We start from the raw sequence: 14033 nt of genomic DNA, 5'->3' as shown, positions 1-14033 counted from the left end.
TCGCGTCAAGAACAGCTGCGAAACCCCGCAAAAATATCGTTGCGGTGCGGCTCGAAGAAATTCCGGTAGCGTGGATGCGCCAGAGACGCCGCAGTGGCCTCACATGCCCCTCGAAGAACGCGGCGACTGCCGAACCAGGGCGCGGAGTAATCGCGGTACGGATGGGGCACGAAGCCGGGATAGGCCTGGAACGGCGTGGCGGTCCACTCCCACGCCTTGCCCCAGAGAAAGCCCCGTGCGGAGAGCGCTGCGCACTCCCATTCCGCCTCCGTCGGCAGGCGGCGCCCGGCCCAGCGGCACCAGGCTTCGGCTTCATGGGCACTCAGGTGGAGGGCCGGCGCATCGGTGGCCGTCGTCGAACCGGCCGGCGGCGTCAGCCGCGCCTGTTGCAGCCAGCGCCAACCATCGTCGCTCCACCATCGCGGCTGCTCGTACCCACCGGCGTCGATGAAGCTCTGGAAACGCGACCAGGAGACTGGCGCTGCATCGATCTCAAAGGCGTTGATCACCACGTCGTGCGCGCCCAGTTCATTGTCAAATGCAAAGCCCGGGCCGTCGTAGCCCAATCGAAAAACCTGTCCAGGAACTGCCAGTGCCGTTTCGCCAGAGGCGCGGGCTTTCGATTGCACTGGCATCGGCAAAGCAATGCCCAATGTCCTGGCCATGTAGGCCCCAGCCTCGGCATGCATCTCTTCGTGCAACGCCACCAGCCGGAAAAAATAGAGTTCGCTATCTGCGGCATCGATCGGAAGCCGGTCGAGCAGTTCAAGGGTCTGCGCCAGTGTGCTCGCCAAATAGGCCCGCGTCGCACCTGCACTGGGCAAAGGAAGTTCCCAGCGGCTGCGGTGGGCGACTTGGCTTGAGTCATACCAAGCGTCTGCTTGCGGCAGCAGCGATGCTGCCCGCACATGATCGGGGTCGCAGAGCAGCCCACGGGAGCGCTCCCGGTTGCGTGCAATCCAATACTCTTGAAACCAGGCGATGTGGCCTAGCTCCCACAGCGGCGGATTGAGGGTGGCGTCATAGGGCACGCACATGCTGCTGGATTCCAGCGCCGTGGCGAAAGCGTCGGCTTGTACCAGCGTGCGCTGCCGGGCCGCGAGCAAAGCCTCGCGCACTGGCTCGCGTCCGCCGTTGCGCAAGGCCTGCGCCACGCTATAACCTGAGAATGCGGTATCCATCGATCGTCATCGTAAGCCCGGCGCTGGCTGACGCCAACAACGGCAACTGGCAGACCGCCAGACGCTGGCGGCAGCTGCTGGGTGCCACGCATCCGGTGCGGATCACCCAACAGTGGCCCGACGCCCGAGCCGAAAGCGATGAAATCATGCTGGCGCTACACGCCCGGCGGTCAGCTGAAGCCGTGCAGGCGTGGGCCAACGCACATGGCCCTCGGGGACTGGCCGTGATTTTGACCGGCACTGATCTGTACCGCGACATCACGATCGACCAGGCGGCTCAGCGCTCGTTGGACGTTGCGCAGCTGCTTGTCGTACTGCAGGAACTGGGGCTGGACGCGCTGCCGGCGCAGGCTCGAGCCAAGGCCCGCGTGATTTATCAGTCCGCTGCCCTGCGCCAGACACTGCCAAAAACCACCCGGTCGCTGCGCGCCGTCATGGTCGGGCACCTGCGCCAAGTGAAGAGCCCACAGACACTGTTCGACGCGGCACGGCTGCTAGGCCCATGTAGCGGCATCCAGATTTGCCACATCGGTGAAGCCAGTGAGGCCGCTCTGGGTGAGCTGGCGCGCCGGACCGCGCGTGAATGCCTGCACTACCACTGGCTGGGCGCCCTGCCACACGCGGCGACGCGCCAGGCGATCCAGCGCGCCCACGTGCTCGTGCATACCAGCGCCATGGAAGGCGGTGCCCACGTGATCATGGAAGCCATCCGCAGCGGCACACCCGTGCTCGCTTCGAGGGTGGGCGGCAACGTCGGCATGCTTGGCAAGGAATATGAAGGGTATTTCGAGCACGGCGATGCGGCAGGTCTGGCGACGTTGCTGGAGTGCTGCCGCGCCGGCCAGCGAGCCGCGACACAGGACCAGCCAGCCACGCTGCTTGCGCGCCTGCGCGCGCAATGCGCCCTGCGGACAGGCTTGTTCGATCCTGGGGCAGAGCGTCAGGCGTTGATGCACCTCGTCGATGACCTACAGGCTGGGCCTCAGACCCAACGACGCACCCGCGCCTTGTAGGCTGTGAAGTCGGTACCGAAGAGCGATGAAAGCACGCGCTCTTCCGGTTCAATCTGGAACCGGTTCATGTACAACACGAAAGCAATCAGGAAGAGCAAGGCTGCAGGGCTCGACAGGAATGCCGCCCAACCGAGGAGCGTCAACAGCAGCCCGACGTACATGGGATTGCGCGTGAAGCGATAGACGCTGTTGGTGACCAACGCCGACGCGGTGTCTGGCTTGAACGGATTGACGGTTGTTTTCGCTCGCCGAAATGCGAGCATGCCGGAGATGCTGATACTCTGGCCGATGGCGGCAAGAGCCAGCGCCGCGCCCAGCCGAGCCCCGAACGACATCGGCAATGGCTCGACCAGCAAGGACGTGAGCCACATGAGAAGCGCGAGGCCCACTGCCAACGCCGGTGGGGGAATCTTGAGTTCGAGTGCGTTCATGGGGTTTGAGCCGAAACTTTCTCGTGGCCGATGCCTTTGGACTCGCTGTCGCAACGCCGTGGCACCCGGCGCCAGATCTGCCTGGAACACAAGACGAGCACGCAGCCTTCGACTTCCAACACTTCGGGCGAACGCAGCTTCATCCTCGCACTGTAGGTCCGCCCGTCTTCCGGGTTGTAGATCTGGCCATCCGCCCAGGAGCCGGCAACAAGTCCAGGCTTGAAGCCGCTGAGCATTTCCATGCCGAGCAGCGGCTGCCCGCGGCGCGAAGCATCGGGGTGTTTCGCGTCGAGAATGGGCTTGCCTTGTCCGTCCACCGGCTCCCACAACCAGGTGATGGCCCCGCACAGCTTCCCTGGCGCGGCCTGGCAAGGCCGGATGTCCACCCGGGCCGAGTAGCCCTGGGTCGCCCACTCGCCGTGCACGCTGGAAGCCAGTGCCTCTGGAGTTGCCAATGCGCCCATACCTGCGACAACCAGGGCCAGCAACACCGTTGGTGTCTTGCCCAGCACTTCTCGTGGCGATTGCGCCGGGCCAGCGCCGGCAGTCGGCTGGTGCAGCCGACCCGCGAGCGCCCATAGCTGGTCGCCGTATTGGGGATGTTCGGTGTCGCACCAGCGGTCCCACCAGGTAAAGTAAAGGCCGTAGTTGGCGTGCCCATGGGCGTGATGCATTTCATGGTGCAGCGTGGTGGTCAGCCAGCGGCCCCACCAGCCCGCCAGCCAGGACCGGGGCACCAGTTCCACCCCCGTATGGCCTGCCACATTGCGCACGATCATGTGCGCCATCCACAGGAACGCGACGACAGGGTGTGCCGGCACGGCCAGCAGGAACAGCGGCAGGAAGAGGGCCTGCACCAGCGCTTCGGCCGGAGCGAACGAGTAAGCAGCCCAGGGAGTGGGTGCCAGCGATTGGTGATGGGTGCGATGCGTCCAGCGGAGCAGCATGCGGTGATGCATCAGCCTGTGCGTCCAGTAGAACCAGGTGTCATGCAGCACGACCATGACGAAGAAGCTGGCCAGCAGCCAGGGCCAGCCGAAGGCTTCCGGGTCGGAGTAAATCTTCATCAGGCCCGCGTGGTAACCCAGCAGAACGCTGGTACCCACCAGCGAGAAGACCAGCACGGTGAGCATGGAATGGCCGAACTCGCGCAATTGCTGACCTCCGGCGACCTGGCGGATGCGAACAGTGCGGCGTGCCCGCCAGGCGGCCGGCACCCAGGCCAGGGCGACAGCAAAACCGCCGGCCACGATCAGGTAGCGCAACAGATCGGACAGCCAGATGCCTGGCCAAGCCGCGACTGCGGTTGTCCAGTAGTCTTGGAAACAGGTCATGGAGAAGTCCCTTGGCGTTGAAGAGCGCCAATCTAGGAAAAGCACGTTCGGGCGTCTCCCTGATTCCCGCGAATGCTTGCCCTTTCGTCAAAAGGGCCAGAATTTGCAAGTTATGGCGAGATCGCCCGCGCGTCTCGTGACATGCTTCTGACGGCCATGAATTCGATCGAGCCCCTTCTTCGCGGTGCAGGCATCGCCATTGCGATCCTGCTGCTGCTGGTGACCGCAGCGCGCGGAGGCTGGCGCCTTCGAGCCGCCTTGGTGGTTGTGCTCTCGTGTGTGACCGCCTATTTGGCGTGCTCTTCTCCCGCACTGCAGTGCCGTGCCGAAGCTGGCCTGCTTCCGCTGGTGCTGGCGGCGCTGGCATTTCCATTCGCGTTCTGGCGGCTTGCATCGATCGTGCTGGAGGACGACCGACACGTTCCCCGTGTAGCCTGGATTGGAGCGGCAATCATGATCGCCAGCGGCCTGCTGGCCGCGATGGACTACCTGCAAGTGTCGCAATCATGGCGGGGCGCATGGGGCGGCGTGCACAAGCTGGTGGCAATCGGTTTTCTGGGGGCCGCTGGTGTCAGGGCCTGGCGCAGTCGCGAAGGCGATCTGGTCGACGCGCGCCGTCGCCTGCGCTGGATCGTGGTTGGCGCGCTGGGGTTCTACAGCCTGGGGATATTGCTGGTCGAGATCTACCTGCAGCGCTCAGCACCCCCCGCATGGGTGGATCTGCTCAATGTCACGGTGATCGACCTGGCGTTGCTGTCCAGCGCGGTGTTTCTGCTCGGAGTCAGGACGCAAGCCCAGGAGGCACTCTTCGAGCCGCCCGCAGTGCCCAGCAAGCCAGACGCGCCGGCAGCGCCAGAAGCGCCACCGGGCGATTCAACGGAAGGCGACTCGGCGCTGATCGACCGGCTGGCCGCCCTCATGCAGGACAAGCATCTCTACCGGGACGCCGCGCTCTCGGTCAAACTGCTGGCCACGGCTCTGAACGTACCTGAATACGTGCTGCGGCGGCTGATCCTCGTACGCCTGGGCCACCGCCACTTCGCATCCTTCGTCAACGACTACCGGCTGCGCGAGGTCACCGCGCGGATGATGGACCCTGCGCTCGACCGCCGTCCGATTCTTACTCTGGCGCTGGAGGCGGGCTTCGGGTCAATCGGACCGTTCAACCGGGCTTTTCGGGAGCGCTACGGCATGACCCCTACCGAGTTTCGCGATCGACGCGGCACGGGAGTGGCCCCTCCAAATCCAAAGGAGAACCTACTGGGATGAACCCAGAAGTGACGGGTAGTTCAAGCGGCGGCGCCAAGGAGGGCGGTTTCGGACACGAAGGTGCTCCAGGTGCAGCTGCGCCTGCCAGTCCGATCTCCGCAAGGCCCTGCCTGCTCATGTGCTGCCGACGGCCCTTGCCAGGACAGGAGGACGGCGTTGACCGTCGCCCTCACGTCGTGGCCGAGACTGTTCCCAGACGAGAGATCTCGTGCTCAAACTTGGCAAGCTCCCGCGGAGCCGCTTGCGCCTGAACAGCCACAGCGCCCCGTACCGACCGGAGTCGTCGGCGTCGGGCAGCTCGCGCCCGCATTCGCGCTCGCCTGGCGCGCCTTGCGCCTCCAGAAGATCGCTGCACCAACAACCGCTGCGGCGGTGCCGGCGATCAGCATCGAGTCTGCGCCTACCCAGCCGGCGGCCCCGGCCAGGGACGCGCCGGCGAGCATTGGAAAGGCGATGGGGATCGCGCAGCAGGCGGCACACGCCCCGGCTAAGCCCAGAGCTCCATAAATGGTTTTTTTCACGAGTGTCTTGCCTTGGGCTGTTGTGGACATAAACTCACTCTAGGACCTCAAGTCACTTGAGATGCAAGGATTTTTGCGATGAGTTCAACCCAGGCCCCCGAAATGCTCGCCATCGGTGACTTGGCCAGCCGCACCGGGCTGGCCGTCTCTGCCATCCGCTACTACGAGGAGATCGGCCTGATCCCGAAAGCGACGCGCCGACCCAGCGGCCACCGCGTCTACTTGGCGGCTTCGCAAGATCTCCTCACGCTGATCCGCCGATGCCGGGACTTCGGCTTCACCCTCGACGACACCAAGGCCCTGGCGTCGCTCGCTTCCAGCAGTGAGCGCGATTGCGTGGAGGCGCGCGACCTAGCCCAGTCGCACCTGGACGCGGTCCGCACCAAGCTCTCGGAACTCAATGCATTGGAACGCAGCCTTTCGGCCTTTGTCACCGCGTGCGATGAAGGGTGCGCGGGTGGCCCCGCCCCCGAGTGCTGCATTCTGCGCGACCTGGGGGCGGCGGACGCCCGGCCTGCGGCCAGGCCAACCTTGAAGCCGACGCGCACGAGGGACGGCTGCTGCGGCTGACCCTCTGCAGGGCTGGAAGGCAAGGCGGGCGCGGCGAGGGGTCCTTTTGATTTCAGTGCAGAAAGTGACGGTTCGTGCCTCCCTGGAGAGCGAGGATTGGCGCGGGGTCTGCTCCAGTAGTACGCGCAAGTGCTTGTCATGCCTTGAGTTTCTGTTGGTCTCCCGATCGGCCGCTGAGGGCCTGTTTGCGTGGTCGATTTCAGCCGCCAGCACTCGTTTTCGCTGTAGTTTGTGACGGCAGGATCTGGCCTGCGTAGCGCTCCAGCGGGAAGCGGAAGACCCCGCGCAGGTTGATGCCCTCCAGCCGCGTCGGTGCGATGCGCCCGGTCAGCTCCGGCGGCACGATTTGTCGCCTGTTGGCCCACCGGTCCAGTACCGCCTGCATCTGCGCCGTGTTCCATGCCATCACGATGTTGGCCAGCAGGCTCAAGGCGTCGGCCACGGCTTGCATCTCGTCCGCACGCCGGGCCTGGGCCGGCCCTACACGGCCCGTGTAAATCGCACGCTTGAGTGCGTTCACCGCCTCACCCCTGTTGAGTACCCGGCGCAGCTCCCTGCGGAAGCCGGCATTGACGAAGTAGTCCGCCAGGAAGGCCGTCCTGAGCAGCTTGCCCAGCTGCACACCGGCGTCGTAGATCGGGTCTCCTCTGGCGGCCGACCCGAACCTGGCCAGCGCCGTCACCGCGCTGGCGTGACCTGTCTGCACCGAGGCCGCCAGATGCACCAGCTGGTCCCAATGAGCTTCGATCAGTGTCGTGTCCACGCTGGCCTCACACACGGCGGCGATCTCCACAGGGATTGTCATTCCTCGCGGCACGAACAGGTGGCGTTGCCGCAGTTCGCGCAGCCGCGGGCACAGATCGAAGCCCAGCAGACGCGATAGCGCCATGGCGAAGTCGGTGTAGCCGTGCGTGTCGACAGCCAACTGCGACACCTCCACCCGCTCCTGTCTCACGACCCCTTCGATGGCGGCGCCGGCCTGGCGCTCATTGAGCACGATCGGCTGGGCGTGGAAGATCCCCCAGCGGTCGCGCACATGGCTGTACACGCCGATGGAGGCCGTCTGGCGCCGTGGATCCTGGCGTGCCTGCCATACCCGCCGGCTGGTCTCCAGGCTCATCATGTCCGACGAGGCCAGATCGGCTCGGCCCCATGTCGCTGCGATGGCATGGCGCTGCATGAACTCCAGCACCGCCTGGCAGGCCAGGGCCAGACGCCGCTCATCGCCGGCCCAGCGCATGGCCAGGCGGATGCTGGTGGCCGACAGCTGCGGGATCATGCGCGCGCACTCGGCGGCGCTCAGACTGGTGCCGTGGGCCAGGATGCCGGCATAGGCCATCAGCAGCTCATGGCCCGATCTGGGCTCACGCCCGAGCATGATCCAGCTGAAGCGCACCTGGGCGTCCACGGCCAGGATGACCTCGGGCAGTTGCACCTCGCCGATGCGCTGGTCAAGCCGGCTGCGCAGTTTGGTGACTTCGGGATCTTCTTCATCGGCGGCCAGTGGTGCCAAGTGCAACTCGTCATCCACGCGCAGCGATCCGGCGCGCGTGGCAGCAGCCACCGCATCGATACCAGCGCGAACGCGTGCAAGCAACGGTGTGAGGAAGTCACTGGCCTTGGCCGGCAGCTGCAGCCGGGCGTAGTGGCGCCGGGCTTCGGTCTTCCAGCGCTCATCCGGGATGAACAGCCGCTCGCGGCCGCGGAAGCTCAAGGAGTGCTCAATCCAGACCGAGCCGTTGCGCAGCGCTCGGCGCAAGGCGAACAGGGTGGCCACCTCCAATGCCCGGAACGCCCGCTCACGGTCGACGTCAGCGATGGCTTGACGCCATGCCGGGCCCAGGCGCGCTGCCGTGACCTCGCCCGGCAGGCTCTTGGTGCCGGCAGCGTACAGGGTGCGCAGCCTGTCCAACGCATCGATCGCCGGATGCTCGCCCGTGGCTTGCCAGGCCAGCCCGCTCACTGCCACCAGCAGCGAGCGCACCGGGGCAATGGCGTCGATGAGGTGCTGGCGGATGATCGACGCCCGACTGGGTGGCCGCCGGGCACGCTTGGCTGCGACCAGACTGACCAAGCGCGACCGCAGTTCGGCATCCGGCACCGTCTCCTGGGCCGCAAGATCGGTCAGTTCCTGAAGCAACTGCTGGTACTGCTGCGCCCAGTCGACGGTTGCCGTCACGCCGTCGGCGCACTGGCGCCAGAGGTCGGCCACACGACGCTGGAACATGAGGATGAGCTGATCTGTGGCCGTCAGCAGGCAATAGCGCAGGAAGCAGGCCATCTCGAGCGTGCGCGCCGGCTCCTTGATCCGGGCGCTGACCGAGGGCGGCCTGCTGGCCATGCGCCGCGCATAGCGGCGCACCAGCACGTCGTTGAGGTTGCCCATGTGTTGATCGATGCCCAAATCCGTCAGGAAGGCAATGCGTTCGAGCACCTCGGTGATCTGGCGCGTCGAGTGCTTGGCCGGTGCGCTCCACAGCCAGCTCTGGCTGTGCTGGCCATCCGGGCGCGCACTGTCCAGCGCCGACGCCCAACGTTTGAGCAGGGCGGGCGGCACTGCGGCTCGGATCGCCTGGGCAGTGGCGGCCTCGAGTTCGGTCAGTGCAACCGCCACCAGGCTGCGGATGACGCGGTCGTGCACGATGAGTAGCCGGTGTTCGTACAACCAATGCCGGGCATGCAGCAGCAGCCGCTCGCGATCAGCGCTGTGGGTCACTTCATCGCGCAGGACTCGCACCAACGCTCGGCGCTGGTGCTCGGTCATCCAAGCAAAGCCCAACGCCTCGCAGGCCTGCTGCTGGTGATCGAACAGGGTTCGGCCACGGGCGTACAGCGCACGCAGCGACGCCAGGTCGGGTGTGGTGATGCCCAGCATCTGGCCCAGGTGACGCAGCAACACGGGCGGGACCGCACGCACACTGTTCAACGGTCGGCCACTCATGCGCACGAAACCGATGTGCAGTGCCAGGCCCAGCTTGTGGTTGTCGCCTCGCCGGCGCGCGATCAGTTCGAACTCGGCATGACTGAAGCTGAAGAAGGCCTGCAATTCGAACTCAGTGAGTTCACGCGGCAGGTCGCGCAAGCCCAGGTACGGTGTCTGCCAGCCTTGCATCTCCGCCGCTCCTCGTCACTCGGAAAGCAGTCAAAGATACGCCGCGCCAGACCGAACAGCAATCCTCGCGAAATCAACAACTTACGCCGCGAGGTCCGCGCCGTTGCTGGCGATGCGAACCGTCACTTTTGACACTGAAATCAAATGGACCCCGGCGAGGCTCGCGCCGCGGACAGCAGCAGACCATGGAAGCGCCTCTCGCCTCAAGACAGACCTGCTGATGATTGCCCGGCACTGGACGCTTCAATGCCGGCGTTGGTGCGCTGCGGGCGCGGCATCCCCACCATAGCCGCGCAACGTACCATAGCGCTTAACTTGGTCGGCGCTCAGGAGCGCGGTTTGGGCCAGGTGCGTGCGAAGGTGCTCCGCGCGCAGTTGCGCCTGCAATTCGCCGATCTCCGCAGTGAGCTGGGACAGGCGGCCGGGTTCAATCGTTCGAGTTGCAAACGTCTGGTCCAGCGCTCGCTCTGAAGCCACCAGCGCCGCACCGATGTGTCGCGCGCGTTCCTTGTGCCGGTCCATCAGAGCCTTGCTGCCCTGCTTCTGGTCCGCGGTGAGGGCAAGCGCATCCGCGTGCTCGAGAACATGGGCGGGGCCGGGGTATCCATTGAGTTCGGCCGCTTTGGCCAGGCCCGTGCCCTGCCCCGCCAACAAGTCGGCGACCTCCGATGAGGACAGCGACTTGATCTCCCGATGCTGCTCACCTGCATATGGAGCAGTCTGGGCGAAAGCGGTGCCGATGGCGAATCCAATAGCCGCCAGGACGAGCATCTTGTGCATGGGTTGGTTCCAGAAGTTGATCGGCCAGTTTGCGACCGCACAGGGATTTCTCCTATGATCTTGATCATGTTGTCTCAGGACGCGGATCTGGCGGGTTTCAGCGACCAACTACTGGGTGCGGCGAAGGGCACGCACCGAGCCGCCGGCGCTGTTCTATTTCGCAGTGGCCAACGACCGGCCTGGATGTACTACGTGCGCGCCGGCGAGGCGGTGATGCAGCGTGTCACGTCTGCGGGCGCGCCGGTCATTCTCCAGCGCGCGAGTCAGGGCTTCATCGCGGAGGCCAGCCTCGCCAGTGCTCGCTACCACTGTGAGGGCGTCTGTCGCAGCGAATGCGACCTGCTCGCCTTTCCACTGAGTGCGCTGCGGGAGGCCATCGACCAGGACGAGGGAACGCGTTGGGCCTGGATCGGCCTGCTGAGCGCGCAGGCACGCGCACAGCGGGCGCGCATCGAGCGCCAATCCCTGAAAACCATCCGCCAGCGCCTGGCGCACCTGATCCTGGCCGAGGGCTCTGAAAAGAACGGATACCGAATTCCCGGGACAAGGATTCAGCTTGCCGCCGAATTGGGGGTCACACCTGAGGCTCTTTACCGGTGTCTTGCTGACCTGCAGGCCCAAGGCCAGCTGTCCATCGAGGCGGCCGCTTGAGATGGCACGCCGCATGACGCGCGGGGGCAATCAACATTCTGTTGGTCATCGCTGCTGCGCGCAGCCCCTTGGATCAGGCGCAGCACGCAAGATGGATGGCGAACCCGTCACGTGCTTCGCCCGATGCGATCGAAGTCAATCGATGGACTCAAGCTTTTCCGCCAGCGACGCAGCGGAAAGCTCGCCGGTTCGAGTGCTCACCAGCCGTCCCTTGGCATCGAAGAACAGCGTCGTCGGGAGTCCCCGTTGATTGAACGCTGTGAGCGCCTGGCCCTTGGTGTCCAAAAGCACGTTGCGTAGTAGCAGGTTGCGCGCCGCCAGCCAGCCGCCGACGCGCTGCGCGGACTCTCCCTGATTGATGAAAACGAAGTTCATCGCTGGGTGCGCGGCCTGGGCCTCTCGCAAAACCGGCATTTCACGCACGCACGGCGGGCACCAGGTTGCCCAGAGGTTGACCACCGTCGGCCGTCCTTCGAACTGCGCAAGATCCACGGGCGCCCCTTCGAGGCTGGCTAGCTCCAGCGTCGGAAGCTTCTGTTCCTCGCTTGGAAGAGACAAAGCAAGGATGCCGCCGCCCCAGATTGCGGTGGCTACGATCACGGCGGCCAGCAGGGGTTTGCGCAGCATCGGCTTCTTGAATTGCCGGCCAAGAGCGAATAGCCATGCAGCTGCAAATCCAGCCAGGGGCCTCCATCCGCCGTCTCGGATATCAAGGACCGCAAGCGGTGATGCTTGGTAGGTCGTGCTGAACTGAAGGACGAACGCGAGCCGCGCGACGACGACGCCTACGACGAGAGTCCAAAACAGGATCGGTTCAACGTCGACGCCGACTCTGCGGCCGCTCCATTTTCCAATGGACGTGGCCGCGGCCACCGCCACGAGCATGAAGAGCAGGGACACCGGCAGAGCGAGCGGCCCAATCTGAATCGCATTCGGCACCAGAGCTACTTCCGCGTCGGCAAGGCGTTCAGCGGGATTCGCAGGTACGCGACCCCGTTCTCGTCCGCCGGAGGCAGCTGCCCCGCCCGGACATTCACCTGGATCGAAGGCAGGATGAGCGTCGGCACCTCCAGCGTCGCGTCCCGCGCTTTGCGCATCTCGACGAATTCCTCTTCGCTGATGCCGTCGCGCACATGGATGTTGTTGACCTTCTGCTCCGCGACGGTCGTCTCCCATCGTGGCTCCCTTCCACTTGGCGGGTAGTCGTGGCAGACGAAGACCCGGGTTTCCGGTGGCAGGGTCAGAAGCCGGCGCATTGACCGGTACAGCGTGTGCGCGTCCCCACCTGGGAAGTCGGCGCGCGCGGTGCCGACATCGGGCATGAACAAGGTGTCCCCGACAAAGACGGCGCCGTCCACCAGGTAGGCCATGTCCGCCGGCGTGTGGCCGGGCACCAGCAATGCAGTCGCTTCAACTTCACCAATCCTGAACACCTCACCGTCCTTGAACAGATGGTCGAACTGGCTGCCATCCGGCAGAAACGTTCGCTCGAGGTTATAGAGCTTCTTGAAGGTCGCCTGCACCTCGCGGATGTGCTCGCCGATGGCGATTCGCCCGCCGACTCGCTCGTGCAGATAGCGAGCGCCTGACAGATGGTCAGCATGCGCATGCGTTTCGAGAATCCACTGGACGGTGAGCCCCTCGGCCCTCACGTACTCAAGCAATGCGTCAGCGGCGTTGGTGTCCGTGTGGCCCGACTTGAAGTCGTAGTCCAGTACCGGGTCGATGACTGCCGCTTCCCTCGTCGCGATGTCATTGACAACATAGGAGACAGTCCAGGTCTTTGGGTCGAAGAACGCTTGTATCTGGGTGCGGGAAGGCATGCGGTACCTCGGCTTTACTTCATTGACATTGATTATATGTCTAGATATAATGAAAATCAAGTTTTCAAAAAGCCATGCCGAAGCGAACTGTCATTACTCCAGAGCTCCTGCGGGGCGGCGCTGCGGACGCCGTCATAGCTTTGAAGGTGCTCGCCAACACGGATCGGCTGCTACTTCTGTGCCAGCTCTCGCAGGGAGAGATGTGCGTCAGTGAGCTGGAAGAAGCCCTCGACATCCGGCAACCCACCCTGTCGCAGCAACTGGCAGTTCTGCGCAATGAGGAAGTGGTGAGTACCCGTCGGGAGGGAAAGAACATTTACTACAGCGTCGCGGATCAGCGCCTGCTCGAAATGCTTTCCGTGCTGTACCGCCTCTACTGCCCCAAGGAATAGATGATGACTGTCGACTGGAACGCCTTTACACCTTGGTCCTCTTTGGCCGGCGGCGCGCTCATCGGAATAGCGGCCGCCATGTTGGCTTTGTTGAACGGCCGCATTGCCGGAATCAGTGGCGTGCTCGGCGGGCTCTTGACGCCGGTCAGGGGTGACATCGGCTGGCGCGTCGCCTTTGTGGCCGGCTTGCTGGTCGCGCCCCTGCTGTACCTCCTTCTTGCCGAGGTGCCGCGCGCGCAGATTGATGCGGGCTACGTGGCCCTTGTTCTGGCTGGCCTGCTGGTCGGCGTTGGAACGCGCTACGGGTCGGGCTGCACCAGCGGCCATGGGGTCTGCGGCCTGTCGCGTCTTTCTCCCCGGTCGCTCGCCGCAACGGCATCGTTCATGGGCGCGGGCTTTCTGACGGTGTACGTGACCCGTCACCTTTTCGGAGTCTGAGGCCCGCCATGTACGTTGTCACCTCCCTGCTTGCTGGCCTTGTGTTTGGCTTCGGGCTGATCCTGTCCGGCATGGCCAACCCGGCCAAGGTACTCGGCTTTCTGGACCTTGCCGGCCGATGGGACCCTTCGCTGGCCCTTGTGATGGCGGGAGCCATCGCTGTCGGGTTCTTCGCTTTTGCCGTCGCCCGCACGAGGACCCTGTCTTTCCTTGGTGCAGAGATGAAGTTGCCTTCGGCGCGTCACATCGACCGCCACCTGATTGTGGGAGGCCTCCTGTTCGGAATCGGCTGGGGCATCGTCGGCTTTTGCCCAGGGCCCGCACTCGTTGCGCTTGGCATGGGCGAAAGCAAGGCCGCCGTTTTTGTAGCGGCCATGCTTGCCGGTATGGCCGCCTTCGAGCGGATCGAGCGCCGGAAGCACTCCGCTGAACCGAGTCCGACGTGAAAGCGATGCACGAGAAGTGAAGAGCCTCGCCCGACAGGCGTCGCAGGTCTGAATTGCCTTCGGCTCGCAGCG

Annotated in this window: 14 protein-coding genes; 7 read left to right on the top strand and 7 right to left on the bottom strand. The window is 64.7% G+C overall.

Going from position 1 to position 14033, the window contains the following annotated elements; translation table 11 throughout:
* Positions 1-5: 5 nt before the first annotated feature.
* The gene (gene senA, locus FN976_RS24140; protein ID WP_145895726.1) at positions 6-1181 is read right to left on the bottom strand and encodes a selenoneine synthase SenA; all 1176 of its coding nucleotides are present in this window, start codon (positions 1179-1181) and stop codon (positions 6-8) included.
* Between senA and senB the strand changes: the two genes are divergently transcribed.
* On the top strand, positions 1169-2194 hold the full coding sequence (gene senB / locus FN976_RS24135; protein WP_145895724.1) for a selenoneine biosynthesis selenosugar synthase SenB: 1026 nt from the start codon (positions 1169-1171) through the stop codon (positions 2192-2194). The two genes, senA and senB, sit on opposite strands and share 13 nt — an antisense overlap.
* On the opposite strand, the gene FN976_RS24130 is transcribed toward senB, so the two are convergent.
* Together FN976_RS24130 and FN976_RS24125 are read right to left on the bottom strand one after the other, a co-directional pair.
* Positions 2164-2625 (bottom strand): methyltransferase family protein, encoded by a 462-nt coding sequence (locus tag FN976_RS24130; RefSeq protein ID WP_145895722.1) that lies wholly within the window; start codon positions 2623-2625, stop codon positions 2164-2166. The two genes, senB and FN976_RS24130, sit on opposite strands and share 31 nt — an antisense overlap.
* Positions 2622-3959, bottom strand: a complete 1338-nt coding sequence (locus FN976_RS24125) for a sterol desaturase family protein (protein ID WP_145895720.1) — start codon at positions 3957-3959, stop codon at positions 2622-2624. The genes FN976_RS24130 and FN976_RS24125 overlap by 4 nt, the downstream gene beginning before the upstream one ends.
* Before the next feature lie 156 nt (positions 3960-4115).
* Here FN976_RS24125 and FN976_RS24120 point away from each other — a divergent pair, with 156 nt between their 5' ends.
* On the top strand, positions 4116-5228 hold the full coding sequence (locus tag FN976_RS24120) for a helix-turn-helix domain-containing protein (RefSeq protein ID WP_186511148.1): 1113 nt from the start codon (positions 4116-4118) through the stop codon (positions 5226-5228).
* A 599-nt stretch (positions 5229-5827) separates the two neighbouring features.
* Positions 5828-6319, top strand: a complete 492-nt coding sequence (locus FN976_RS24115; RefSeq protein WP_186511146.1) for a MerR family DNA-binding protein — start codon at positions 5828-5830, stop codon at positions 6317-6319.
* Between the two features lie 199 nt (positions 6320-6518).
* Here FN976_RS24115 and FN976_RS24110 read toward each other — a convergent pair whose 3' ends face one another.
* Together FN976_RS24110 and FN976_RS24105 are read right to left on the bottom strand one after the other, a co-directional pair.
* Complete coding sequence (locus tag FN976_RS24110) at positions 6519-9431, bottom strand: Tn3 family transposase (RefSeq protein ID WP_145895716.1); 2913 nt, start codon at positions 9429-9431, stop codon at positions 6519-6521.
* 243 nt (positions 9432-9674) lie between these two features.
* Entirely contained in the window at positions 9675-10211 is a 537-nt protein-coding gene (locus tag FN976_RS24105) for a Spy/CpxP family protein refolding chaperone (protein WP_186511144.1), read from the bottom strand.
* A gap of 54 nt (positions 10212-10265) precedes the next feature.
* Between FN976_RS24105 and FN976_RS24100 the strand changes: the two genes are divergently transcribed.
* Positions 10266-10862 carry a Crp/Fnr family transcriptional regulator gene (locus FN976_RS24100; RefSeq protein ID WP_186511142.1) on the top strand — a complete coding sequence of 199 codons (597 nt, stop codon included), beginning with the start codon at positions 10266-10268 and terminating at the stop codon, positions 10860-10862.
* A gap of 135 nt (positions 10863-10997) precedes the next feature.
* Here FN976_RS24100 and FN976_RS24095 read toward each other — a convergent pair whose 3' ends face one another.
* Both FN976_RS24095 and FN976_RS24090 read right to left on the bottom strand, forming a co-directional pair.
* Complete coding sequence (locus FN976_RS24095) at positions 10998-11801, bottom strand: TlpA disulfide reductase family protein (RefSeq protein ID WP_186511140.1); 804 nt, start codon at positions 11799-11801, stop codon at positions 10998-11000.
* A 5-nt stretch (positions 11802-11806) separates the two neighbouring features.
* Positions 11807-12685: an MBL fold metallo-hydrolase gene (locus tag FN976_RS24090; protein WP_145895708.1), complete on the bottom strand. Its 879-nt coding sequence runs from the start codon at positions 12683-12685 to the stop codon at positions 11807-11809.
* Between the two features lie 74 nt (positions 12686-12759).
* On the opposite strand from FN976_RS24090, the gene FN976_RS24085 reads away from it, so the two are divergent.
* From FN976_RS24085 to FN976_RS24075, 3 genes are read left to right on the top strand one after another with little or no spacing between them, the layout of a single operon-like run.
* Positions 12760-13077 (top strand): ArsR/SmtB family transcription factor, encoded by a 318-nt coding sequence (locus FN976_RS24085; protein WP_145895706.1) that lies wholly within the window; start codon positions 12760-12762, stop codon positions 13075-13077.
* A gap of 3 nt (positions 13078-13080) precedes the next feature.
* A complete protein-coding gene (locus tag FN976_RS24080) occupies positions 13081-13515 on the top strand; it encodes a YeeE/YedE family protein (protein WP_186511167.1) in 435 nt (144 codons plus the stop codon).
* Positions 13516-13523: 8 nt separating this feature from the next.
* The gene (locus tag FN976_RS24075) at positions 13524-13961 is read left to right on the top strand and encodes a YeeE/YedE family protein (RefSeq protein WP_145895702.1); all 438 of its coding nucleotides are present in this window, start codon (positions 13524-13526) and stop codon (positions 13959-13961) included.
* Positions 13962-14033: the final 72 nt, after the last annotated feature.

Origin of the sequence: Caenimonas sedimenti (assembly GCF_007833165.1) — a bacterium.
GTDB classification, from domain to species: Bacteria; Pseudomonadota; Gammaproteobacteria; order Burkholderiales; family Burkholderiaceae_C; genus Ramlibacter; species Ramlibacter sedimenti.
This window is presented reverse-complemented; position numbering and strand designations above follow the sequence as displayed.

Coding starts and splice junctions, on each gene's coding strand:
- senB (WP_145895724.1), top strand. CDS start 1,169: ATGCGGTATCCATCGATCGTCATCGTAAGCCCGGCGCTGGCTGACGCC.
- senA (WP_145895726.1), bottom strand. CDS start 1,181: ATGGATACCGCATTCTCAGGTTATAGCGTGGCGCAGGCCTTGCGCAAC.
- FN976_RS24130 (WP_145895722.1), bottom strand. CDS start 2,625: ATGAACGCACTCGAACTCAAGATTCCCCCACCGGCGTTGGCAGTGGGC.
- FN976_RS24125 (WP_145895720.1), bottom strand. CDS start 3,959: ATGACCTGTTTCCAAGACTACTGGACAACCGCAGTCGCGGCTTGGCCA.
- FN976_RS24120 (WP_186511148.1), top strand. CDS start 4,116: ATGAATTCGATCGAGCCCCTTCTTCGCGGTGCAGGCATCGCCATTGCG.
- FN976_RS24115 (WP_186511146.1), top strand. CDS start 5,828: ATGAGTTCAACCCAGGCCCCCGAAATGCTCGCCATCGGTGACTTGGCC.
- FN976_RS24110 (WP_145895716.1), bottom strand. CDS start 9,431: ATGCAAGGCTGGCAGACACCGTACCTGGGCTTGCGCGACCTGCCGCGT.
- FN976_RS24105 (WP_186511144.1), bottom strand. CDS start 10,211: ATGCACAAGATGCTCGTCCTGGCGGCTATTGGATTCGCCATCGGCACC.
- FN976_RS24100 (WP_186511142.1), top strand. CDS start 10,266: ATGATCTTGATCATGTTGTCTCAGGACGCGGATCTGGCGGGTTTCAGC.
- FN976_RS24090 (WP_145895708.1), bottom strand. CDS start 12,685: ATGCCTTCCCGCACCCAGATACAAGCGTTCTTCGACCCAAAGACCTGG.
- FN976_RS24085 (WP_145895706.1), top strand. CDS start 12,760: ATGCCGAAGCGAACTGTCATTACTCCAGAGCTCCTGCGGGGCGGCGCT.
- FN976_RS24080 (WP_186511167.1), top strand. CDS start 13,081: ATGACTGTCGACTGGAACGCCTTTACACCTTGGTCCTCTTTGGCCGGC.
- FN976_RS24075 (WP_145895702.1), top strand. CDS start 13,524: ATGTACGTTGTCACCTCCCTGCTTGCTGGCCTTGTGTTTGGCTTCGGG.